This is a genomic window from Agrobacterium sp. LAD9 (assembly GCF_003031125.1).
Classification (GTDB): domain Bacteria; phylum Pseudomonadota; class Alphaproteobacteria; order Rhizobiales; family Rhizobiaceae; genus Agrobacterium; species Agrobacterium radiobacter.
Window position 1 is genome coordinate 169,343 of sequence record NZ_PHGS01000002.1, and the last position, 22,223, is coordinate 191,565.

The 22,223-nt window shown below is 60.4% G+C and carries 23 protein-coding genes; 10 read left to right on the forward strand and 13 right to left on the reverse strand.

The window, feature by feature from the left end:
* Positions 1-11: 11 nt before the first annotated feature.
* Both DA915_RS01575 and DA915_RS01580 read right to left on the reverse strand, forming a co-directional pair.
* The gene (locus DA915_RS01575; protein ID WP_003503729.1) at positions 12-911 is read right to left on the reverse strand and encodes a ribokinase; all 900 of its coding nucleotides are present in this window, start codon (positions 909-911) and stop codon (positions 12-14) included.
* A gap of 54 nt (positions 912-965) precedes the next feature.
* Positions 966-2,159, reverse strand: a complete 1,194-nt coding sequence (locus tag DA915_RS01580) for a DNA recombination protein RmuC (protein WP_003503726.1) — start codon at positions 2,157-2,159, stop codon at positions 966-968.
* 148 nt (positions 2,160-2,307) lie between these two features.
* Between DA915_RS01580 and def the strand changes: the two genes are divergently transcribed.
* From def to truA, 3 genes are read left to right on the forward strand one after another with little or no spacing between them, the layout of a single operon-like run.
* Positions 2,308-2,820 carry a peptide deformylase gene (gene def, locus DA915_RS01585; protein ID WP_003503724.1) on the forward strand — a complete coding sequence of 171 codons (513 nt, stop codon included), beginning with the start codon at positions 2,308-2,310 and terminating at the stop codon, positions 2,818-2,820.
* 45 nt (positions 2,821-2,865) lie between these two features.
* A complete protein-coding gene (fmt, locus tag DA915_RS01590) occupies positions 2,866-3,801 on the forward strand; it encodes a methionyl-tRNA formyltransferase (RefSeq protein ID WP_107674972.1) in 936 nt (311 codons plus the stop codon).
* The gene (gene truA, locus DA915_RS01595; RefSeq protein ID WP_107674973.1) at positions 3,801-4,601 is read left to right on the forward strand and encodes a tRNA pseudouridine(38-40) synthase TruA; all 801 of its coding nucleotides are present in this window, start codon (positions 3,801-3,803) and stop codon (positions 4,599-4,601) included. Before fmt ends, truA begins: the two co-directional genes overlap by 1 nt.
* A gap of 20 nt (positions 4,602-4,621) precedes the next feature.
* Here the strand turns inward: truA and DA915_RS01600 are convergent, their stop codons facing one another.
* From DA915_RS01600 to dapD, 3 genes are read right to left on the reverse strand one after another with little or no spacing between them, the layout of a single operon-like run.
* Positions 4,622-5,218 (reverse strand): hypothetical protein, encoded by a 597-nt coding sequence (locus tag DA915_RS01600; RefSeq protein ID WP_003503718.1) that lies wholly within the window; start codon positions 5,216-5,218, stop codon positions 4,622-4,624.
* Entirely contained in the window at positions 5,202-6,398 is a 1,197-nt protein-coding gene (dapE, locus tag DA915_RS01605) for a succinyl-diaminopimelate desuccinylase (RefSeq protein ID WP_107674974.1), read from the reverse strand. Before dapE ends, DA915_RS01600 begins: the two co-directional genes overlap by 17 nt.
* Before the next feature lie 15 nt (positions 6,399-6,413).
* Positions 6,414-7,268 carry a 2,3,4,5-tetrahydropyridine-2,6-dicarboxylate N-succinyltransferase gene (dapD, locus tag DA915_RS01610; RefSeq protein ID WP_107674975.1) on the reverse strand — a complete coding sequence of 285 codons (855 nt, stop codon included), beginning with the start codon at positions 7,266-7,268 and terminating at the stop codon, positions 6,414-6,416.
* 138 nt (positions 7,269-7,406) lie between these two features.
* On the opposite strand from dapD, the gene DA915_RS01615 reads away from it, so the two are divergent.
* Both DA915_RS01615 and DA915_RS01620 read left to right on the forward strand, forming a co-directional pair.
* The gene (locus DA915_RS01615) at positions 7,407-8,273 is read left to right on the forward strand and encodes an LOG family protein (RefSeq protein ID WP_371412704.1); all 867 of its coding nucleotides are present in this window, start codon (positions 7,407-7,409) and stop codon (positions 8,271-8,273) included.
* Positions 8,274-8,439: 166 nt separating this feature from the next.
* Positions 8,440-10,773, forward strand: coding sequence for a methyl-accepting chemotaxis protein (locus tag DA915_RS01620; protein ID WP_107675130.1), 2,334 nt, complete (start codon positions 8,440-8,442; stop codon positions 10,771-10,773).
* 71 nt (positions 10,774-10,844) lie between these two features.
* Here the strand turns inward: DA915_RS01620 and DA915_RS01625 are convergent, their stop codons facing one another.
* A complete protein-coding gene (locus DA915_RS01625) occupies positions 10,845-11,789 on the reverse strand; it encodes a nucleoside hydrolase (protein WP_003503709.1) in 945 nt (314 codons plus the stop codon).
* A 206-nt stretch (positions 11,790-11,995) separates the two neighbouring features.
* Here DA915_RS01625 and DA915_RS01630 point away from each other — a divergent pair, with 206 nt between their 5' ends.
* Both DA915_RS01630 and DA915_RS01635 read left to right on the forward strand, forming a co-directional pair.
* The gene (locus DA915_RS01630; RefSeq protein WP_003503708.1) at positions 11,996-12,421 is read left to right on the forward strand and encodes an Hsp20 family protein; all 426 of its coding nucleotides are present in this window, start codon (positions 11,996-11,998) and stop codon (positions 12,419-12,421) included.
* A gap of 56 nt (positions 12,422-12,477) precedes the next feature.
* Positions 12,478-12,735: a DUF1150 family protein gene (locus DA915_RS01635; protein ID WP_003503706.1), complete on the forward strand. Its 258-nt coding sequence runs from the start codon at positions 12,478-12,480 to the stop codon at positions 12,733-12,735.
* Between the two features lie 41 nt (positions 12,736-12,776).
* Here the strand turns inward: DA915_RS01635 and DA915_RS01640 are convergent, their stop codons facing one another.
* Together DA915_RS01640 and DA915_RS01645 are read right to left on the reverse strand one after the other, a co-directional pair.
* A complete protein-coding gene (locus tag DA915_RS01640; RefSeq protein WP_003503704.1) occupies positions 12,777-13,364 on the reverse strand; it encodes an EF-hand domain-containing protein in 588 nt (195 codons plus the stop codon).
* 100 nt (positions 13,365-13,464) lie between these two features.
* On the reverse strand, positions 13,465-14,178 hold the full coding sequence (locus DA915_RS01645) for a pyrimidine 5'-nucleotidase (protein ID WP_060722841.1): 714 nt from the start codon (positions 14,176-14,178) through the stop codon (positions 13,465-13,467).
* 106 nt (positions 14,179-14,284) lie between these two features.
* Between DA915_RS01645 and DA915_RS01650 the strand changes: the two genes are divergently transcribed.
* Positions 14,285-15,202, forward strand: a complete 918-nt coding sequence (locus DA915_RS01650; RefSeq protein WP_107675131.1) for a DMT family transporter — start codon at positions 14,285-14,287, stop codon at positions 15,200-15,202.
* 46 nt (positions 15,203-15,248) lie between these two features.
* Here the strand turns inward: DA915_RS01650 and argB are convergent, their stop codons facing one another.
* Positions 15,249-16,133: an acetylglutamate kinase gene (argB, locus tag DA915_RS01655; RefSeq protein ID WP_003503698.1), complete on the reverse strand. Its 885-nt coding sequence runs from the start codon at positions 16,131-16,133 to the stop codon at positions 15,249-15,251.
* Between the two features lie 271 nt (positions 16,134-16,404).
* On the opposite strand from argB, the gene DA915_RS01660 reads away from it, so the two are divergent.
* The gene (locus DA915_RS01660) at positions 16,405-16,782 is read left to right on the forward strand and encodes a hypothetical protein (RefSeq protein WP_003503696.1); all 378 of its coding nucleotides are present in this window, start codon (positions 16,405-16,407) and stop codon (positions 16,780-16,782) included.
* Positions 16,783-16,794: 12 nt separating this feature from the next.
* On the opposite strand, the gene yihA is transcribed toward DA915_RS01660, so the two are convergent.
* Genes yihA through rpmH form a run of 4 tightly spaced genes read right to left on the reverse strand, consistent with a single transcriptional unit; the run spans position 16,795 to position 19,813 of the window.
* The gene (gene yihA / locus DA915_RS01665) at positions 16,795-17,448 is read right to left on the reverse strand and encodes a ribosome biogenesis GTP-binding protein YihA/YsxC (RefSeq protein ID WP_003503694.1); all 654 of its coding nucleotides are present in this window, start codon (positions 17,446-17,448) and stop codon (positions 16,795-16,797) included.
* Positions 17,445-19,256 (reverse strand): membrane protein insertase YidC, encoded by a 1,812-nt coding sequence (gene yidC / locus DA915_RS01670; protein WP_107674977.1) that lies wholly within the window; start codon positions 19,254-19,256, stop codon positions 17,445-17,447. Before yidC ends, yihA begins: the two co-directional genes overlap by 4 nt.
* Positions 19,256-19,639 carry a ribonuclease P protein component gene (gene rnpA / locus DA915_RS01675; protein ID WP_003503690.1) on the reverse strand — a complete coding sequence of 128 codons (384 nt, stop codon included), beginning with the start codon at positions 19,637-19,639 and terminating at the stop codon, positions 19,256-19,258. Before rnpA ends, yidC begins: the two co-directional genes overlap by 1 nt.
* Positions 19,640-19,675: 36 nt before the next feature.
* Positions 19,676-19,813 carry a 50S ribosomal protein L34 gene (gene rpmH / locus DA915_RS01680; RefSeq protein WP_003493611.1) on the reverse strand — a complete coding sequence of 46 codons (138 nt, stop codon included), beginning with the start codon at positions 19,811-19,813 and terminating at the stop codon, positions 19,676-19,678.
* A gap of 351 nt (positions 19,814-20,164) precedes the next feature.
* Between rpmH and DA915_RS01685 the strand changes: the two genes are divergently transcribed.
* Positions 20,165-22,213 carry a methyl-accepting chemotaxis protein gene (locus DA915_RS01685; RefSeq protein WP_003503687.1) on the forward strand — a complete coding sequence of 683 codons (2,049 nt, stop codon included), beginning with the start codon at positions 20,165-20,167 and terminating at the stop codon, positions 22,211-22,213.
* Positions 22,214-22,223 lie beyond the last annotated feature (10 nt).

Genomic DNA, 22,223 nt, shown 5'->3' on the forward strand with positions numbered 1-22,223 from the left:
CGATTGAGCCCTCAGAGGGCCGCATCCACTTCCGCTGCCAGCGGAATGGAAGGCTGGGCACCGGCACGCGTGCAGGCGAGCGAGCCTGCAACGGCGGCACGCTTCAGCGCCCTTTCGAAATCCATCCCCTGATCGAGGCTGGCGGCGAGATAACCGCAGAAGGTATCGCCCGCACCAACCGTATCGACCGGCTCGATCTTGAGGCCGGAAGCCCTGTAGACCTTGCCGTTGCGCATGGCGATCACGCCGTCCGCCCCAAGCGTCACGATCAATGTCTGGCCGGTCCTGTCGTGAAGGGTCTTGAGTTCGTTTTCCCGCTCGACGCTGGAGAGGCCATTCTTGCCGATCAGCAGCTCGAACTCGGTTTCATTGGCGATGACGATATCGGCAAGGCCAGCAAGACGCGGACCGTCTGCGGTCAGCGGCGCTGTGTTGATGACGGTGGTGATGCGCTTTGCCTTGGCGGCCGTCAGCGCCGCTTCGATGGCTGCGGCCGGTATCTCGAACTGCAGCATCAGAATATCGCCAGCGGCCATGTCGGATACGGTCTTTGCGGCATCGGAGGCGGAGACCTCGCCATTGGCGGCGGGAATGACCGAAATCATGTTCTCTCCGCCTTCACCGATCAGGATCACCGCCGTTCCCGTCGGGCCGGGCGCAGTCTTGACCAGAGACAGGTCGGTGCCAGCATCACGCAGTAATGTCAGCGCCGGTGCGGCAAAAGTATCATCGCCCGCAGCCCCTGCCATCTTGACTGCGGCGCCTGCACGCCGTGCGGCCAGCGCCTGATTGGCTCCCTTGCCGCCGGCGGCCGTGGAGAATGTCTCTCCCGTTACGGTTTCACCGGGCTTGGGCAGGCGTTTGGCGGTCGCGACGAGGTCCATGTTGATGGAGCCGAAAACAGTAATCATGGGGCGCTGGGTCCATATGAAATTTGAGCAAGGCGGCGACTTTGCCCGAGACGATCACTCGTCGTCAACTACCCGCAATTTGGCCGCACCGGCTCTGTTTTCGGCAAAGCGGCGCGCCTGCTCGATTTCACCATGCGGGGCGTCTTTTTCCGTTGGCGAGAAATCAAGTCCTTCGATCTTCTGGCCGCGTGCCAGCACCTTGTCCGAGGAGATGAGCATCATGTCGACGTCCTTCTGCGCCAGCCCGAAATGGGCCTGCAGCTTGCGCGTCCGGTCGTCCAGCCGCCGCACATCGTCCATCAGAAGGGCAACTTCACCCTGGATGAGGTGCGCCTGCTCCCGCATGCGCTGATCCTTCAGCACGGACTGGATGACCTGCACCGACAGCATCAGAAGCGACGGCGAAACGATGACGACACGGGCGCGGTGAGCGCGCTGCACCAGATATTCGAAATGCTGGTGGATATCGGCGAAGATCGATTCGGACGGCACGAAGATGAAGGCGGTATCCTGTGTTTCGCCACGGATGAGGTATTTCTCGGCCACATCGCGAATATGCACTTCCATATCACGGCGGAACTGCTGAACGGCGGCACGTTTGGTTTCCGGTGTCTCATCCGCCTTGATGGCATTCCATGCCTCCAGCGGAAACTTCGCGTCGATGACGAGCGGCGGCGCATTGTTCGGCATCTTGATGGTGCAGTCCGGCCGGTAACCGTTCGAAAGCGTCGGCTGAAGCTGGAAAGCGCCGGCGGGAAGGGCATCGGCGATCAGAATTTCCATGCGTGCCTGCCCAAAGGCGCCACGGGTCTGCTTGTTGGAAAGGATGGCCTGCAGTCCGACTACGTCCTTGGCGAGATCCTGAATATTGCCCTGCGCGGCGTCGATGACCGCGAGGCGCTCCTGCAGTCGGCTCAGATTTTCATGGGTCGACCGGGTCTGTTCCGTCAGTGTTTCGCCAATGCGCTGCGACATGCCGTCGAGGCGCTGGTTGAGCGTCTGGCTCATCTCGGTCTGGCGGGTGCCGAGCGTTTCCGCCATGGCCGCGATACGGCCATGCAGTTCGGACTGTGTTTTCAGAAGATCGGAGATTTCACCGTCGGCTCCCGCTTTTTTCACGCGGTTTGTCGTGACCAGCCAGGTTGTGACCAGACCGAAAACCAGAGCCGCGAGCAGCGCGCCGAAGCTGATATCGACGGAGCCGGCCCGCAGCGCGGGATCAAGGAGAACGGAGAAATCTATACTCATGATTAAATCTAGCAGATTTCCAGTGATTCGGAAGATCAAAACAAGAACATTCCTGTGGCGGAAATGAGTCGGGCGGGGTGGATGCCCGAGGCGATTTGAACCTCGTGTTTTTTATTTCCTCCGCGCAAGAGATACGTTATGGGAAGCCATGACCATCAAACCGCTTATCATTTTGCCCGATCCCGTGCTGCGCCAGCAATCGAAGCCCATCGAAAAGGTGGATGCAGAGGTTCTGCGTCTTGCCGACGACATGCTCGAAACCATGTACGATGCGCCGGGTATCGGTCTTGCCGCTATCCAGATCGGCGTGGCGCGCCGCATGCTGGTGATCGACGTTGCGCGTGAAGGCGAGGAAAAGACCCCGATCGTCTTCATCAACCCGGAAATCCTCAAGGTGTCGGACGATGTCTCGACCTATGAGGAAGGCTGCCTCTCCATTCCCGACTACTACGCCGAGGTCGAGCGTCCCGCCTCGCTCACGGTGCAATATGTCGGCCGTGACGGCAAGCAGCAGACGGTCGAGGCGGATGGTCTGCTCGCTACCTGCCTGCAGCACGAGATCGATCACCTCAATGGTGTTCTGTTCATCGACCATATTTCGCGGCTGAAGCGCGACATGGTCATCAAGAAATTCACGAAAGCGGCCCGCGCAAAGATCTGATCCGTCCTCTCTGGACCGGAATGGACGACAGGGCAGGGGGCGACAATGGCTCTTCGCATCATATTTATGGGCACACCGGATTTTTCCGTTCCCACATTGCGTGCATTGGTGGAGGCGGGCCACGAGGTTGTCGCTGTCTACACCCAGCCGCCGCGCCCCGGCGGCCGCCGAGGTCTCGATCTGCAGAAGTCACCGGTGCATCAGGCTGCCGAACTGCTGGGGCTCCCGGTGTTTACGCCCGTGAATTTCAAGGCTGAGGAAGATCGTCAGCAGTTCCGGGAATTCAATGCTGATGTGGCGGTTGTCGTGGCTTACGGGCTGCTGCTGCCCGAAGCGATCCTCTCCGGTACGCGTCTCGGCTGTTACAATGGTCATGCCTCGCTACTGCCGCGCTGGCGCGGTGCTGCTCCCATCCAGCGGGCGATCATGGCCGGCGACCCCGAAACCGGCATGATGGTCATGAAAATGGAAAAGGGGCTCGATACCGGTCCCGTCGCGCTGACCGCGAAAGTCGCGATCGGCGAGAACATGACGGCCGGCGAGTTGCATGACAGCCTGATGCTAACAGGCGCGCGGTTGATGCGGCAGGCTATGGACAAGCTGGAAGCAGATGACCTGCCGCTCGTCACACAGGCGGAAGAGGGTGTTCTCTATGCCGCGAAGATCGACAAGGGCGAGACTCGCATCGATTTTTCTCGGCCCTCGCAGGATGTGCATAATCACATTCGCGGCCTTTCGCCGTTTCCCGGCGCATGGCTGGAAATGGACATCGGCGGCAAGACGGAGCGCGTGAAGGTTCTCGCCTCCGAACTGGCTAGCGGCATGGGAGAAGCGGGCGCAGCGCTCGACGATGCTCTGACCATTGCCTGCGGCAGCGGGGCCGTGCGGCTCACCCGCCTGCAAAAGGCGGGCGGCAAACCGATGTCGGCGGCCGATTTCGTGCGCGGCACCCCCGTTCCGGCCACAACGAGGCTCGGCTGATGCCGCGTTTCCGCATGACCGTCGAATATGACGGCACGCCCTATTATGGCTGGCAGAGACAGGATAACGGCCCCTCGGTTCAGGGTGCGCTGGAGGCTGCGGTTCGCTCGCTGACGGGAGAGAGCGTCTCCATTCGCGGCGCCGGCCGCACCGATTCCGGTGTGCATGCCGTTGGGCAGGTTGTCCATGTCGATCTTTTGCGCGACTGGGAGCCCTACAAGCTTCGCAACGCCCTCAATGCGCATCTCGCCATGGCGGGCGAAGCCGTGGCCGTTCTCGATGCCGCTTCCGTGACCGAGGATTTCGACGCCCGTTTTTCCGCCCTTCGTCGGCACTATCTCTACCGCATCATTTGCCGCAAGGCCCGGCTGGCGCTGGAGCACAAGCGGGCATGGTGGGTGTCGAAGGACCTCGACCATGAGCGCATGCATGAAGCCGCCCAGATGCTCGTCGGCCGGCATGATTTCACCACCTTCCGCTCGGTCCATTGCCAGGCGAACAGCCCCGTGCGCACGCTCGACCGGCTGGATGTGACGCGCGATGGCGATCTCATCGAGATACGCGCGACGGCGCAGAGCTTCCTTCATAACCAGATCCGCTCTTTCGCCGGCACGCTGAAACTGGCGGGCGAGGGCACGATGACGCCGGAGGACGTGCGTGCCGCACTGGAGGCACGGGACCGCAAGGCATGCGGCCCTGTCGCACCGCCGGACGGTCTTTATTTCATGCAGGTCGATTATCCCGACGTCATTCCGCCGCGCCGGCGCCCCGAAGTCGACATGACCGAGGATGCGGACTGACGTTTAAGCTGTGCCAGTTCTCAGGCGGGATACACACCGAGAAAACGCTGCAGCGCTTCCGATAGAAGCATGCCCGGCACCAGCAGCGTCATGACGATGGCCGAGACGAGCAGCGACTGATCGCGGATGAAGAACCGCACGATCCGCGAGAAGGCGAAGACCAGCGATAGAAGCAGTGCCAGCCAGAGAACGGCGATCAGTCCTTGCAGCGGCGGCAGGAAGAACGCGATCAGGATCAGAACCGCATAGGCATAGGAAAATGGCAGCGACAGCCAGTTCATGGTGGTGACGAGCGGCGCGAATTTTTCCCGAGCGCCGAAGGCGTATAGTAGCATGCCGATCAAAAGCAGCGGCACGATCCAGCAGATGGCCTCAACCATCGCCAGACGGAAGAAGAAGATGAACCCCGTTCCGGTGCCCGGCGGATAGCTGGCGAGGAAGGCAGCGCGCAGCCACAGCCAGGAAACCAGCATGGCGGGCAGGCACCAGAGGGCGGAATAGAAGGATCGCCACATGCCGCGCTCGGAGAGATCAAGATAACGCGCACCATTGTGGTCACCCAGCAGCAGAAGCCACAGGCCGGTCAGATAGAGCCTTATTTCACTTGCCGTCGGCATGGGCGAACCAGCGTTCGATAAAGGTCTCGTAAATGCGCGTCAGCGTCTCGAGATCGGCAACGGCCACGCGTTCATCGACCATATGCATGGTCTGCCCGACGAGGCCGAATTCCACGACAGGGCAATAATCCTTGATGAAGCGTGCATCGGATGTGCCGCCGGTGGTCGAAAGCTTCGGTTCCCTGCCCGTAACGGCTTCAACCGCGCCTGAGAGCGACGAGATAAGCGCATTGTTCCGCGTCAGGAAGACATGCGACGGGCGGTCGGCCCAGACGATCTCATATTTCACCGGCGCGCGGTCGGGGCGAAGCTCACCTTCGGCCGCAGCGGCGTCGAGGCGGCGGATGATCTCCGCGCGCAGGCTTTCTGCTGTCCAGGTGTCGTTGAAACGGATGTTGAAGGCCGCTGTCGCCCGCGCCGGGATCACATTGGTGGCGGCGTTGCCGGTGTCGACGGTCGTCACTTCCAGATTGGAAGGCTGGAAATCATCCGTGCCGTGATCGAAGGGTGGATGCATCAGCGCATGGGTCAGCTGCAGCAGGCCGCGAATGGGGTTGTCGGCGAGATGGGGATAAGCGGCATGGCCCTGAACGCCATGGACGGTGATGCGGCCGGAAAGCGAACCCCGGCGACCGATCTTGATCATGTCGCCAAGCTGGTCGGGATTGGTCGGCTCGCCCACCACGCAGGCGTCCCACGTCTCGCCGTTGGCGGCGGCCCATTCCAGCAGTTTGGAGGTGCCGTTGATAGACGGACCTTCCTCGTCGCCGGTGATCAGGAAGGAAACGGAACCCTGCGGCTTGCCATGTTTTTCGATATGGCGGGCGATGGCGGCGACGAAACAGGCGATGCCGCCTTTCATGTCCACTGCACCGCGACCGTACATTTCGCCACCGGCGATTTCAGCCGAAAAGGGCGGATGGCTCCACGCCGCCTCGTCGCCCACGGGAACGACATCCGTATGGCCCGCAAACATCAGATGCGGACCCTCGGTGCCGAGCCGGGCATAGAGGTTTTCCACGTCAGGCGTTCCCGCCTCGCTCGCCACTATCTTGTCTACCTTGAAGCCGAGCGGCGAAAGCAGGGTGTCGAGCAAGGAAAGCGCGCCGCCTTCGGCAGGCGTCACCGAAGGGCAACGGATGAGGGCGGCGAGATTGGCAACGGGATCGGTCGTGGTCATGGCAGTCGCTTTATATCAGTCGCGCAGAAGCTCGTTGATGCCGGTCTTGGAGCGGGTCTTTTCATCGACGCGCTTGACGATCACGGCGCAATAGAGGCTCGGGCCCGGCTCGCCGTTCGGGAAAGGCTTGCCCGGCATGGTGCCGGCAACGACGACGGAATAGGGCGGCACTTCGCCATAGGTGATCTCGCCGGTGGCGCGATCGACGATCTTGGTGGACTTGCCGATGAAGACGCCCATGCCGAGAACCGCGCCTTCGCGCACGATGCAGCCTTCCACGACTTCCGAACGGGCGCCGATGAAGCAATTATCCTCGATGATGGTCGGGCCTGCCTGCAGCGGCTCCAGAACGCCGCCAATGCCGACGCCGCCGGAGAGATGCACGTTCTTGCCGATCTGTGCGCAGGAGCCGACAGTCGCCCAGGTGTCGACCATCGTGCCTTCATCGACATAGGCGCCGAGATTGACGAAGGAGGGCATCAGCACCACGTTCTTGGCCACATAGGCGGAGCGGCGGACGACGGCGTTCGGCACGGCGCGGAAACCGGCGGCGCGGAACTGGTTTTCACCCCAGTTTTCGAACTTCGACGGCACCTTGTCCCACCAGGTGGATTCGCCCGGGCCGCCGGTGACGATCTCCATGTCGTTCAGACGGAAGGAGAGGAGCACGGCCTTTTTCAGCCACTGGTTCACCTTCCAGTTTCCATCCGCCTGCTTCTCAGCAACGCGTACCTTGCCGCTATCGAGAAGTTGAAGAGATGTGTCCACGGCGTCGCGAACCTCGCCCTTCGTCGATACGTTCACGCTATCGCGGTTGTCGAACGCCGTTTCGATGATGGTTTCGAGGGAGGTGAGATCCGTAAGGCTCATGGAAAATTCCTTAAAGTCGCGTGGTGTTCATGGTCACGGATGGTACCGCGCCGCTGGAAGGCTTTGGTCATTTGATCTAAGGGAGTGTTGGAAAGGCGTCAATGTGATTTGGGTGATTTGGCGCGTCAGACGAAAGGCATGGAAATGACACGACTGAAAAACGGCAAGTTGCGGCGCAAGGACGGGGTATGGGACCCGTTGAAGCGCAGTGCTGTGGACAAGCAGCAGGCCGAGGTCGTTCAAAAAACACCGCAGTCGGACTCCCCGTCCTATCGCCTCGCCTATGTGGACATGGATTTTCTCTGCCGCGAGGAATTGCGCCCCGTCAGGCTGCAGCTTGAGCTTCTGAAGACGGAAATGGCGCTCACCGAGCGCGGCATAAAATCCACCGTCGTCATGTTCGGCGGCGCGCGCATTCCCGAACCCGGCGGCGAAGCCTGGGCGGCGCGCAACGAGACCCAAAAGCGCAATCTGGAACAATCCTCCGTCTATTACGAGGAGGCGCGCAAGTTTGCCCGTCTTTGCACCGCCTATGCCGCAAAATCGGATCACCTCGAATATGTCGTGGTCACCGGCGGCGGTCCGGGCGTCATGGAAGCGGGCAATCGTGGTGCGGCCGATGCGGGTGGCCCGTCCATCGGCCTCAATATCGTCCTGCCGCACGAGCAGGCGCCGAACCCCTATGTGACACCGGAGCTGAGCTTCAACTTCCACTATTTCGCCATTCGCAAGATGCATTTTCTGATGCGGGCGAAGGCCGTGGTGATCTTCCCCGGCGGCTTCGGCACGCTGGACGAATTGTTTGAAGCGTTGACCCTGATCCAGACGAAGCGCATGGAGCCAATTCCTCTCATCCTGTTCGGTGAGAAATTCTGGCGATCGGTGATCAATTTCGAGTTCCTGGCGGACTTCGGCACTATTGCACCTGAAGATATGAATCTTCTGCATTTTGCTGAAACGGCTGACGATGCATGGAAAATCATCTCGGCCCACTACGAACACTGATTATGCTTGGCGCGACGAAGTAATTTTAGGGCTTAATTAGCAATCTTCTTCTAATTTTGCCCCGTCGCGCTGCAGCGCACTGTCCCAAGGGGACGGGCCTCCATGACGGAGATTTATCATCCGTTGACGTCAGCCTTTTCAGGCGGGCGATTTGATCGAGGCCAAAATGTTCAATTTCCAAGTGAAGTCGCTTGCGACCAAGCTGATCCTCGTAACCGGCTGCGCTATCACCACGGTTCTCGTTGCATCGAATTCCTTCCTCATTTCCCAGACGAGTGAGCGCGTGCACGCGCTGACCATGGATCAGGCCAATACCGAAGCGCGCGCCATCGCCAACGTCATCGCCGCTGATGTGGGTGAACTCGGCAGCGCCGCACGCTCCATGGCCGGTGTCATCGGCCGTGCGCATCAGGCGAAATCAATGGATCGCCCCGGCATCGTCAACATCCTGAAGGCCAATGTCGAGCAGAACGCCTTTGCCTTTGGCAGCTGGTTCTGTGAGCAGCTCGGCCTTTTTGACGGCCAGACGACGGAGATCGCCAACAGGCTCGATCTCGGCACCAATGCCACCGGCGCCTTCGCTCCTTACTGGTCGAAAACCCAGAAGGGCGAAATCCAGTTCTCGACGTTCAAGAATGATTATGCGGCGGAGTGGTATGCGCTTGCCGCCAAATCCGGCAAGGGCGCGATCACGCAGCCCTATCTCGCCGAAGGCACGGAAGTGCCGACGACGATGACGTCGCTTGCCTATCCCGTCATGTCCGATGGCAAGATGATCGGTGTGGCTGGCGTTGATATCTCGCTGGCCTCGCTGTCGCAGAAGCTGCAGGCGCTGCATCCTTTCGAGACCGGCCGCGTGACGCTCGTTTCGCAGGGCGGCCAGTGGCTGGTGCCGCCGACACCCGAGCAGAACATGAAAGCCTATGACGGGGACGGTGCAAGCACCGTTCAGGCGGCAATCACGTCAGGCAAGCAGGGCCTCATCGAAAATCTCGGCGTTGATACGGACGCGCCCTATAACCGTCTCGTTTATCCCTTCGCCGTTCCCGGCCTCAACGCGACCTGGGTGGTGCTGGTGGATATTCCCCATCAGGCCCTGAACGCACCGGTTCAGGAACAGACCTACATGATGATCATCGGCGCGATTGTCATTCTCGCCGCGGTCATCACCGCGCTTTATTTCGCCGTGCGTTATTTCGTCCGCAATCCGCTTGCCTCGCTGGTTTCCGATGTCAGGACGCTGAGTGACGGTCGCTACGATGTACCGGTTTCCGGACAGGAACGCCGGGATGAAACGGGCGCCGTGGCCACCGCGCTTGAAGGTTTCCGCGCGAAGCTTGCCGGCATCCGCGAGATGGAGGCTGAAGCCGATGCCCAGCGTGGTCACGCCGAGACGGAGCGCCAGCGATCCGAATTCGAGCGCAATGAGAACAGCCGCATGCAGCAGCACATTGTCGGCGCGCTGGGTGCAGGCCTCAATGCGCTTTCGCAGGGCAATCTCACCTACCGCATCGAGGACGAGTTCCCGGGCGAATATGCGAAGCTGCGCGAGGACTTCAACTCTGCGCTCGCCAGCCTCGAGGAAACCGTTTCCACGGTCAACGCAACCGTCGTCAGCATCGGCAACGGCACGGGTGAGATCACCCGCGCCGCCAGCGATCTTTCGCACCGCACGGAACAGCAGGCCGCAAGCCTGGAGGAAACCGCTGCCGCCCTCAATGAGTTGACCGCACAGGTCAATTCCAGTGCGGAAAACGCCGCACAGGCGGCCGGCGCCGTCAGCCATGCCTGCGACGACGCCGGCAAGTCGGGCGAGGTCGTGCAGCAGGCCGTGAACTCCATGGAAGGCATCGCGCAATCCTCGGCCGAAATTTCCCGTATCATCGGTGTTATCGACGAGATTGCCTTCCAGACCAACCTTCTGGCGCTGAACGCGGGCGTCGAAGCTGCCCGCGCGGGTGATGCCGGCAAGGGCTTTGCCGTCGTCGCACAGGAAGTACGCGAACTGGCACAACGGTCCGCCACCGCCGCCAAGGAGATCAAGGGCCTCATCAACACTTCGGCCACCCAGGTGGGCGAGGGCGTCCAGCTGGTCGGCAAGGCCGGTGAGACGATGAAAAAGATCGCCGATCAGGTTCTGCAGATCAACCAGCTGATACGGCAGATCTCCGCCTCCGCCAGCGAACAGGCGGTGGGTCTGAAGGAGATCAATTCCGCCGTTACCCAGATGGATCAGGTTACCCAGCAGAATGCGGCGATGGTGGAAGAAACTACCGCGGCGAGTGTAACGCTGAACAGCGAGGCGGAAACGCTGAAATCGCTCGTTGCCGGTTTCTCCGTTTCCGGTGGTCATTCCAGCCAGCAATTGCACGCCACTGCCGCGGCGATGCGCGCACCCGCCGCTCCGGCGCAGGCATCGGGCCGCCCGGCCGCGCAACGCGCCCGTCCGAGAACCAGCGGCGCAAACGCGCTGGCGCAGGATGACTGGACGGAGTTCTGACGCGCCATTTCCGCCTCAAATGAAAAGGGCCGCTGGTATCGCCAGCGGCCCTTTTTTCATATCCGCTTCCGTTAGAGACGGGCGAAACGTTCCGTCAGCAACTCGAAGAAGCCGTCGGCATCCACATTGCGCATCACGCGGGCATTGGCGGGCCGTTCGGTAACATTCCACCAGTCCACCACGGTCATGCCCATGGTCAGTTCGGAATGGACCTCGATTTCGACGTTGCACTCGCGACCCTGAAACAGTTCGGGTTTGACGAGATAGGCAATGACGCTCGGATCATGCAGCGGGCCGCCATCCGAACCGTATTTCTCGATGTCGAAGCGTTCGAAGAATTCCAGCATTTCCGCCATGGCGATGGCCGGCCTTGTGCCGATCTCGCGAATGCGGCTGACCCGAGCCTTGGTCGTCAGCAACTGATGGGTGACATCGAGCGGCATCATGACAACAGGCATGCCGGAGCGGAAGACGATGTCGGCGGCCTGCGGGTCGACATAGATGTTGAATTCCGCCGCCGGTGTGATGTTGCCGCCCTCGAAGAAGCCGCCGCCCATCATCACCAGTTCCTTGACGCGGTCGGCAATTTCCGGCGCCTTCAGGAGCGCCAGAGCCACATTGGTCAGTGCGCCGAGCGTGCAGAGCGTTACGGTGCCGGCGGGCTCGCGCATCACCGTCTCGATGATGAAATCGACCGCGTGCTGCTTTTGCGCCTCCATTGTCGGTTCGTCGAGAACCGGGCCGTCCAGGCCAGTGCTGCCGTGAACATGTTCGGCGGTGATGGGCTTGCGCACCAGTGGCTTCTCGGCGCCTTCGTAGACTGGAATATCGGTGCGTCCGCACAGTTCGCAGATGATGCGGATGTTGCGGCTGGTCAGCTTCAGCGGAACGTTGCCGGCGACGGCGCACAATCCGAGAATGTCGATTTCCTCCGGGCTTGCGAAAGCGAGCATGATTGCCGCCGCGTCGTCCTGGCCGGGATCGGTGTCGATGATGATTTTTCTGCGTTCTGCCATGTCTTGCCCGCCGTTGAGATGAGCGCTTTTTTCGAGCGGCGGGTGCTCACTTGTCAAGTCTCATTCCTGCGGCTTGCCTTTGCCCCGCGTTTCGTCTTGCGCATCGTGGTTCGGCTTCCCATATTGCTGGGGCCGGTGCGATTGACCGGCAAGGTTGCCGGAAGCGGGACCGCGAAACGTCGCTTGGTTGCAAGGACAGAAGAGACATGAGCCGCATGACGCCATTCACCCACCCGCTTCTGCTGGGTTTTGATGCCATGGAAAAAACGCTGGAGCGCATGGCGAAGGCCAATGACGGCTATCCTCCCTACAACATAGAGCGCCTGCCCGGCAGCGAAGATATGCCCGAACGCCTGCGCATCACCATCGCAGTTGCCGGGTTTTCGCAGGACGATCTGGATGTGACGACGGCCGATAACCAGCTCGTCATTCGGGGACGACAGCAGGAACAGGAGAAGCGCGATTTTCTCTATCGCGGCATCGCAGCGCGCCAGTTCCAGCGGGTTTTCGTGCTTGCCGATGGCATGCAGGTCAGGGAAGCGCGCCTGCGCAACGGCCTTCTTTCCATCGATCTGGTCCGGCCGGAAATTTCAAACGTGGTGAAGAAAATTAATATTTCCGTCTCAGAGTAGAACGTGAACGCCAGAATCCGACACGAATCGCTCGGCGTGAAGAAGGAGGCTGAAATATGCTTTTGAAAGAAGCGCATGCGCGTCTCACCCAATCCCAGCTCGCCCATATCGGCGAAGGAGAAGTGGGATATATCCGCAAGATCCGGGCGGAAGACGTCAGCCGCTGTTTCCCGGAAGCGCCTGATCTCGATCCGCAATTGGATCTTTGGGCACTGTTCGGTGCGGATGGTACGCCGATCCTCCTCACGGACAATCGTTCAAGCACGTTTTTCAAGGCTGCCGAAGACGATCTCAAGACCGTCAGCCTGCATTGAATAAAAAAGCCCGCTTTTGAGCGGGCTTTATGCTTAGTGGATCAAAGGAACGGGCGGTCCGGCATGTCGTCGATGGAGATGACGCCGTCCTTGTTCCTGTCCAGCCGTTCGAACATCTTTTCGCCGGCGGCGGTGAATTCGGCCTTGCTGACCTGACCGTTCTCGTCGGTATCGGCCATGCGGAACAGTGCGTAGGCTCCACCCTTGCCGCCATGTTTGCCCCAGCCCTGACGGCCGCCATGCTCGCGCTCGGCGCGCTTGCCCTCGGGACCCTTGCCTTCATCCGCCTTGGCTTCCTCCCGCTCCGGACGCGGATGGGCGGCGCGGAAGGCTTCCATCTTCGCCTGGCGGTATTCGCGGATTTCCTTCGGCGTAATCGAGCCGTCCTTGTCCTTGTCGATCTCTGTGAAGAGCGCGTCCTGACGGGCGGCGAATTCCTCCTTCGAAATCTTGCCGTCCTTGTTGGCGTCGGCCACCTTCAGCAGGTGAACGAAAGCCGCTTCCGGACGGATCGGCATGCGATCCTTGTGGCCCTTGCCGGGCGCGGCGAAACTGGCCGTTGCGGCCGTGCTGAGCACAAGGGCTGCGCCAAGAGCAGAGAGGGCGATTTTGCGTGTGGTCATCGTCATTACCTTTCTTTGGTGTCCCTGAAGAAAAGATAGTGACGTCCAGCAAGCCTCACCACTTAAACATCCGTAAGGTGGATGAAGCTTCGGTAATGTTCGCTGCTCAGCGGGTGATGGTTTTCGTCAGGAACCCGGTCAGGTCGTCGGTGATGTAGTCGATATGCTCATCCGTCACGGCCGGAATTTCCCAGCGTTCCATGATGACGCCCTCAAGATTTGAAGGCACGAGCAACACGGTCTTCATGCCAAGCGCCTTGGGGGCGGCAAGATTGCGCGGCAGATCCTCGAACATGGCGGCTTTTTTCGTGTCGAGTTTCGCAAGTGCGGCGAATTTCTCATAGGTCGCGCTAGCTGGTTTAGGCAGATAGCCTGCGGCGACGATATCGAAAATATCCTCGAAGTGATCGAGAACACCGAGCGCGCCGGCGGCGGCCTGCGCGTGTTTCACGCTGCCATTGGTGAGGATGAACTTGCGACCGGGCAAAGCCTTGATTGCCTCACCAAGTTCCGGATGCGGTTTCAATGCCGAATAGTCGATGGCATGGGCGCGTTCCAGAAACTCGTCCGGGCTGATGCCGTAATGGATCATCAGGCCCTGCAGCGTGGTGCCGTGGTCGTGATAATACCGTTTCTGCAGCGCGCGGGCTTCCTCGGGGTCAAGCTTCAGAAGCTCCGCCACATAGGCCGTCATGTTTCGATCGATCTGCGAAAACAGATTGATGTGATGCGGATAGAGCGTGTTGTCGAGATCGAAGACCCATTCGCTCACATGGTCGAAATCGGCGGCTTCGGGCAGGTTTTTCGGCTTTGTGTCCATGGGCTGCTTTATGCCCGTTTCGAATGCCGAAGAAAATCGAAAAGACGACGATTGGTTAGAAAATCGGGCTTGGCTGCGGCCTCCGGCGCATGATACCGCCAAAGCCATGGAACTCTGGATAGGCATTACTTTCGCAAGCGCGTTCTTGCAGAACCTGCGCTCGACCCTGCAAAAGCACCTCAAGGGCATGATGGGCACCACGGGCGCGACCTTTGTGCGCTTCGTGTTCGGCATGCCCTTCGCTCTCGCCTATCTCGCTTTTCTGCATTTCGGGCTCGGTCGCCCGCTGCCGGTGCCCAACATGTCCTTCGCTTTGTGGGCGACGGTCGGGGCCATGGCGCAGATTGCCGCCACGTTCCTGCTGGTGCACCTGTTCTCCTTCCGCAACTTTGCAGTGGGAACGGCCTATTCCCGCACAGAACCGGCGCAGGCGGCACTGTTCGCGCTTATCTTCATCGGTGAAAGCGTCAATGGCGGCACATTGGCGGCTATTGCCATATCGGTCGCCGGTGTCATGCTGATTTCGGTGGCACGCACGGAAGTGACGCCCGCTTCCTTCCTGACGTCGATCTTCAGCCGGACGGCGGGCATCGGCTTCGCCTCAGGCGCTTTCTTCGGCCTGTCGTCGGTTGCCTACCGATCGGCGTCGCTCGCGCTTGCGCCGAGCCTTCCCGTTCCGGACGCGATGATGCAGGCGGGCTTCACGCTCGTCGTCGTGATCGTCATGCAGACGGTGTCGATGTTCCTGTGGATCATCTGGCGCGAGCGGGAAGAATTGCGGCGTATCGCCAAGGTTTGGAAACCGTCGCTTGCAGTCGGTTTCGTGGGCGCCACGGCCTCATTCGGCTGGTTCACGGCGATGACCCTGCAGCAGGCCGCCGTGGTGAAGGCGCTGGCGCAGGTGGAGATGCTCTTCGCCTTCGCCTCGACCATGCTCTTCTTCAAGGAGAAGATCAACCGGCTCGAACTCTCCGGTTGCCTGCTGATTGTGGTGGGTGTGCTGTCGCTTCTGGCATTCGGTTGAAGGCCTGTCGTGGCGGACAGGCTTGCCGTCCGCCACCTGAAGCACATCAGGGCACGATGAGCGTGCCGGCGCCTTCCGTGAAGATTTCCAGAAGGACGGAATGGGGCGTCTTGCCGTTGAGGATCACCACGCCCTGAACACCGGCCTTGATGGCGTCGATGCAGGTCTCGACCTTCGGGATCATGCCACCGGAAATCGTGCCGTCCTTGATGAGCGCACGCGCCTGCGAGACGGTGAGTTCCTTGATGAGTTCCTTGTTCTTGTCGAGAACGCCGGGAACGTCGGTGAGAAACAGCAGACGCGAGGCGTGAAGCGCGCCCGCAATCGCGCCGGCGAAGGTATCGGCGTTGATATTGTAGGTGGCGCCATCGCGGCCAGGCGCGACCGGGGCGATGACCGGGATCATTTCCGACTTGGCGAGCAGGTCGAGCAGGGTGCGGTCGACTTCGGTGACTTCGCCGACGAAGCCGAGATCGAGCACACGTTCGATATTGCTGTCAGGATCGATGACGGTCTTTTTCGCCTTTTCGGCGAAGACCATGTTACCGTCCTTGCCGCACAGGCCGATCGCCCATTCACCCGTCTGGTTGATGAGGGCGACGATTTCCTTGTTGATCGATCCGGCCAGAACCATTTCGACGATCTCGACCGTCTTGGCGTCGGTAACGCGAAGGCCGCCCTCGAACTTCGATTCGATGCCCATCTTGGTCAGCATCGCGCCGATCTGCGGGCCGCCGCCATGCACGACGATCGGGTTTATGCCTGATTGCTTCAACAGCGCGATGTCTTCCGCGAAAGCCTTGCCGAGTGTGGAATCCCCCATGGCGTGGCCGCCATATTTCACCACGATGGTCTTGTTCTCGTATTTCTGCATAAAAGGCAGAGCCTGTGCGAGCAGCCGCGCCTGAGTTTCGCTTTCGGAAGACGTCATCTAAAAACCTCGGTCTGTGGTTGCGGCTGTTGAGAGCCTGTCACCGCTCTAAAGCAAGTCTTTGACGGATGAAATAACCTCCCGGCCTTATTGTGTCGGCAGCAGTCAAATTTCTTTTTTTTGGCGCTCCCGGCCCTGTAATGCGATTGACATAAAGGCCCAATGGGACCAGCCTTGCAGGGGAAAGGGGAGGGGTGAATTCAGGGCGACAGGAGATGTCGCGCGCCGCGCAAGCGATGCTGACCTGAACGACTGAGGAGCGAGAGACCACATGACGGCACCCGATCGAGACAAGCAAAGCGGTTTGCGGGACGAAGTCCTTGCGGGCGAATATGTGCTGGGTGCCTTGCCGCCGGAAAGCATGGCGGAGCTTGCCAAACGCATCAAACGCGACCGCCAGTTCGCGGCCATGGTCAGGCGCTGGCGGGACAATCTGGCGGAAACCGAATACCGCGAAAATGCGACCGTCGCCGCGCTGCTGGAACGGGATCCAAGCCGCTCCGGCCTGCCATTCAGGAGCCAGCCGCTGCGCGGTGGCAGCATGTTTGCAGCCATGCTTTCGGAGGTCTGGCATTCGGTGCGCTTCTGGCGTCTTCTGGCATTGACGGCGATGCTGTGGACCGCCGTTCTGCTTTTCACTATCGCCTGAGGGGCGCACCTCTCAAAGGGAGATCGTTCTGACGATCTCGGCCCGCAGGCTATCCAGCCCGAATGATTTTTCCGAGGACGTGGCGAGAACTTCCGGATAGGCGGCAGGGCGCTTGCGGATTTTTTCCAGCGTTTCGCCGATCAGCCGCGGAACGCCGACATCCTTGATCTTGTCCGTCTTCGTCAGCACGATCTGGTAGGACACGGCTGCTTTGTCGAGCAGGGTCAGAACTTCCTCGTCATTCTTTTTCACGCCATGGCGGGAATCGATCAGCACGTAAACACGCTTCAGCGTCGCACGGCCGCGCAGATAATCGAAGACGAGCTTCGTCCAGGCGTCGACGTGATCCTTGGGGGCCTGCGCGTAGCCGTAACCGGGCATATCGACCAGCGCCATCGGCGGCAGATCGCCCGCTTCGCCGGAATAACCATCCGGAACGAAATAGTTGAGTTCCTGCGTGCGTCCGGGCGTGTTGGACGTGCGGGCAAGCCCCTTGTGGCCCACCAGCGCATTGATGAGCGAGGACTTGCCGACATTCGAACGACCGGCGAAGGCAATCTCCGGCGGGCCTTCGGGCGGCAGGAATTTCATTGCGGGAACGCCGCGAATGAAAATCCAGGGTCGCCCGAACAGGGGCTTTTCGGTTGCCGTGCCGGTTTCACTCATTTCGATTGCACCGGCTTTCGCTTGAACAGCCCCTTGATATTATCGAACAGCTCGATCTTGGCGCCCTGACGCTTCATGATGACGGCCTGCTGGGTGATGGAGAGCGTATTGTTCCATGCCCAGTAGATGACGAGACCAGCCGGGAAGGAGGCCAGCATGAAGGTGAAGATCAGCGGCATCCAGTTGAAGATCATTGCCTGCGTCGGATCGGGCGGCGTCGGGTTCATACGCATCTGCAGGAACATGGTGATGCCCATGACCAGCGGCCAGACGCCGATCATCAGGAAATGCGGCACGTCGTAAGGCAGAAGGCCGAACAGGTTGAAGAGCGATGTCGGATCGGGCGCGGAAAGGTCGTGGATCCAGCCGAAGAACGGTGCATGCCGCATTTCGATGGTGACGTAGATGACCTTGTAGAGCGCGAAGAAGACCGGAATCTGCAGAAGCATCGGCCAGCAGCCGGCGACCGGATTGATCTTCTCTTCCTTGTAGAGCTGCATCATCGCCTGCTGCATGGCCATGCGGTCATCGCCATGCTTGGCCTTCAGCTCCTCCATCTTCGGCTGCACGCGCTTCATGTTCGCCATGGAAGCATATTGCTTGCTGGCGAGCGGGAAGAAGAGCGCCTTGACGACGATGGTGGTGAGCAGGATGGCCACGCCGAAATTGCCAAAATAACGGAAGAAGAAATCCATCATTTTGAACATCGGCTTGGTGATGAAGTAGAACCAGCCCCAGTCGATCAGAAGGTCGAACTTCGGGATGGAATATTCTTTTTCATAGCGGTCGACCAGCGGCACTTCCTTGGCGCCGGCGAAGACAAGGCTCTTCAGCTCGATGGACTGGCCGGGTTCGACCGTCATCGTGTCGCTCTTGAAATCCGCCTGATAGCTCGGCTGATTGCCGGTGATATGCGAAAAGCGGGTTTCGAACGGTGTTGTCTGCGGCGGAACGATGGCAGCAGCCCAATATTTGTCGGTAATGCCGAGCCAGCCGCCGGTTGCCTTGGCAATAGTTACCGGTGCTTCTTCAACATCCTTGTATTTTTCTTCCGTCAGGCTGCCGTCTTTGCCCGAAACGCCGAGAAAGCCTTCATGGATGACGAAGACGGGCGGGATCGCCGGCTTGTTGTTGCGCGTCACGCGGCCATAGGTGGCGAAGGAGACCGCAGCCTGTCCCGGGTTCTCGACCTTGTCGGCGACCGAGATCATATAATGCTCGTCGATCGAAATCGTGCGGGAGAAAATCACGCCCTTGGAATTGGTGTAGGTGAGGGTGACCGGGGTGGTTTCCGTCAGCTTCTCGCCGCTTGCCAGCGTCCAGACGGTGGTCGGACCGGGAACGCCGCCGACTTCCTGTGCAGCAACAAAACCGAGTTCGGTGAAGTAGCCGTCCTTGGTGTCGGAGGGCGAGAACAGCGTGATGATCGGGCTCGAGTCATCGACGGTCTCATGGTAATCCTTGAGCCGGATGTCATCGAAACGGGCGCCGGCGAGATTGATCGAACCGGCGATGGCGTTGGTGTCGATGGCCACACGCTGGGTTCTTGCAATCGACTCTTCACGGGTCGCCGTTGCGGCGGTCTGCGGCGAAGAGGCGGGCGGTGTGCCTTCGACGGCTGCACCAGGCGCGGCACCCGGTGCCGGCTGCTGTTGCTGCGTCGTCTGCTGCTGCTGCTGCTGCGCCTGGCGGGCCTCTTCGGCGCGGCGCTGCTGCTCGATACGCGGATTCATGTAAAGGAATTGCCAGGCGAGGACGATGACAACCGAAAGGGCTATCGCGATGAAGTAATTGCGGTTCTTTTCCATCATTCTTTCCTGGAGCGGGTCTCCTGGGACCGTTTCGGTTTCGCCGTTCCTTCAATGCGCTCGGCAAGGAGAGACTGAAGTTTCGGGAAGGCTGTATCGAGCACATCCCTGCGGGCGACAATCACATAGTCATGACCGGGCTTCATTGCGACCCCGGCAGAAAGCCTGACGGCTTCCCTGAGACGGCGGCGCATGCGATTTCGCTCGACCGCGTTGCCTTGTCTTTTTGTTACGGTAAAACCGACGCGAGGCTCGGTTTCCGGGGCTTTCCGGTCAAGCACTTCCAGAAGAAAGGTGCTTCCCCGCCGTTTTTCCCCCGCCTGAACGGCAAGAAACTCCGACCGGTTTTTAAGCCGGCCGGGGTGTTTTTCAGTCTTGCTCATGTGCCCACGACTTTCATCGGGCCACAGGCTCGGCAATTAAGCCGACAGACGTGCGCGGCCGCGCGCACGGCGGGCTGCGAGAACCTTGCGGCCGCCGGCGGTAGCCATGCGGGCACGGAAACCATGACGACGCTTGCGAACAAGCTTGGACGGTTGGTAAGTACGCTTCGACATTTATTTAATACCGCGGTGTGCGGCCCTTCTTGAATTTGCAATTATTTGCAAGAGCGTTTCGTTTTTTGCACGGCTAACCCCGCCTGGGCGAGCTTTCAATGGCCGAGCGTGCGCGGCTTATAAGGGCATAGGCCGAGCAAAGTCAATTGCCGAAGGGGTTTTCGCGGTTCACCTTTTGCGGAAAACGCACCGCAATCTCCTTCGCCGACTGCCGATAGAGGCTGATTCCGACGCGCAATCGATAAAATCCGAAATTCTTTCTTAACGCCGCATTGATAAATCTTGTGACGCGAAAAGTTATGCCAGCTTCCCATTTTCATTGCGCGGCTGGTTTTTGTTGGGGGAACGAAATTGAGAATTCGCGGTCGTATCAATCTACTTGTCGGGCTTATGAGCCTTGTTGCCTGCACCATCGGCGGGCTGTCCATCTATGCGATCAACGAATTCCGGGTCCGGTCGCATCATTTCGAGGAGGCTGCTGAAAGGGCCTACAAGGGTGAGGCGCTTAACCGTCTGGTGACGGCGGTCGTCATGGAGGCGCGTGGTGTCTATGCGGCAGCCGATGTGGCCGCAGCCACCCCCTTCGCCGACGGCATGGTCAAAAACCTTGATGCCATGGAAAAGCTGATTGCCAGCTGGGCTCCGCTCGTGCCGGCGGAACAGCGGGCGAGTTTCGACAAGCTTGTCGGCCGGTCCAAGGAATTCCGGACCTTCCGTCTGGAGACTGTCCGACTGGCGAAGGAGAGCGGGCCGCAGGCAGCCGCCCAGCAGGGCAACAATGAGGCGAACCGCGCCAACCGCAAGGCCTATCAGGCGGAGATCGATGGTGTCGTGAAAAACGACATTGCCGAACTGGAAGTCGTAAAGGCAGGAATGGATTCTTTCAGCACCGCCATATTCTGGGCGATCGTCGCGGTGACGGTTGCAGGTGTCGGCGCGGGAGCCGCCTTCGGTCTCTACATCGGAACGCGGCAGCTCAGCGCGCCCATCCGCCGGGTTTCGCAGGTGATGAATGCGGTGGCCGATGGAAATCTGGACGCGGAAGTCCCCTATCTCGGCCGCAACGACGAGATCGGCGAAATGGCTGCCGCCGTCGAGGTCTTCAAGAACAACGGCCGCGAGGTGCGCCGCATGAATGCGCAGGAGACCGCCATGCGCGCCAAGAGCGACGACCTGCAGGCTGGCATGGCCGTCGTCGTCGACGCCGCGGCCCAGGGCGATTTCAGCCGCCGCATCAACAAGGATTATGGCGACGAAAACCTCAATCGTTTCGCCGCGACGATCAATTCGCTCCTCACGGGGGTCCATAACGGCGTATCCGAGACCAGCCGCGTCATTGAAGGTCTGGCGCGGGGTGATCTGACGGAGAGGATGGACGGCGAGTTCCGCGGCGTGTTCGGCGAACTCCAGGAGAACGTCAACCAGACGCTGACCAAGCTGCGCGAGACAATGAGGGAGGTGCGCGGCAGCACGGAAGGCATCAGCGGCAACGCAAGCGAACTGCGCTCGGCGGCCGACGACCTGTCGAAGCGGACGGAACAGCAGGCTGCGGCGCTGGAGGAAACCTCCGCCGCACTGGACGAAATCACCGCCGTCGTCCGCAATTCCACCGACCGTGCGCAGGAAGCCAGCGCCATGGTTGCCGAAACCAAGCAGAAGACGGAAGAATCCGCCAGTGTCGTGCGCGATGCCGTCTCCGCCATGGATCGCATCGAGCATGCCTCGCGTGAAATCAGCCAGATCATCAACGTCATTGACGAGATCGCCTTCCAGACCAACCTTCTCGCGCTGAACGCAGGCGTGGAAGCGGCACGTGCCGGCGAGGCCGGCAAGGGTTTCGCCGTCGTCGCGCAGGAAGTGCGGGAACTGGCGCAGCGTTCCGCAACGGCTGCGAAGGACATCAAGGCGCTGATCACCAAATCCGGCCAGGAGGTCGGACGCGGCGTGTCGCTGGTGCAGAAAACCGGCAGCGCACTGAGCGAGATCGAGACCCGCGTTCTGGCGATCAATGAGCACATCCATTCGATCGCCACGGCGGCCAGGGAGCAGTCCACCGGTCTGCACGAGGTGAATACCGCCATCAACCAGATGGATCAGGTGACGCAGCGCAATGCTGCCATGGTGGAGGAGACCTCGGCCGCAACCCACAAGCTGAGCAGCGAGGCGGATCATCTCGTGACGCTGGTGACCCGTTTCAATGTCGGTGCCGAAAATGCGCAGCGCAGCCACCGTTTCGAGCAGCCCGCAAGACCGGTAACGGCATCCGCCGGACCGGTTGCGGTCTCCGGCAGGACGGCTGCGGTGGCGTCCCCGGCCCGCAAATTGATGAACAGCGTCAGTCGTGCGCTCAATGCCCAGCCCGCTGCAGCACCGGCGCATGGCGACTGGCAGGAATTCTAGGCGACCTGCA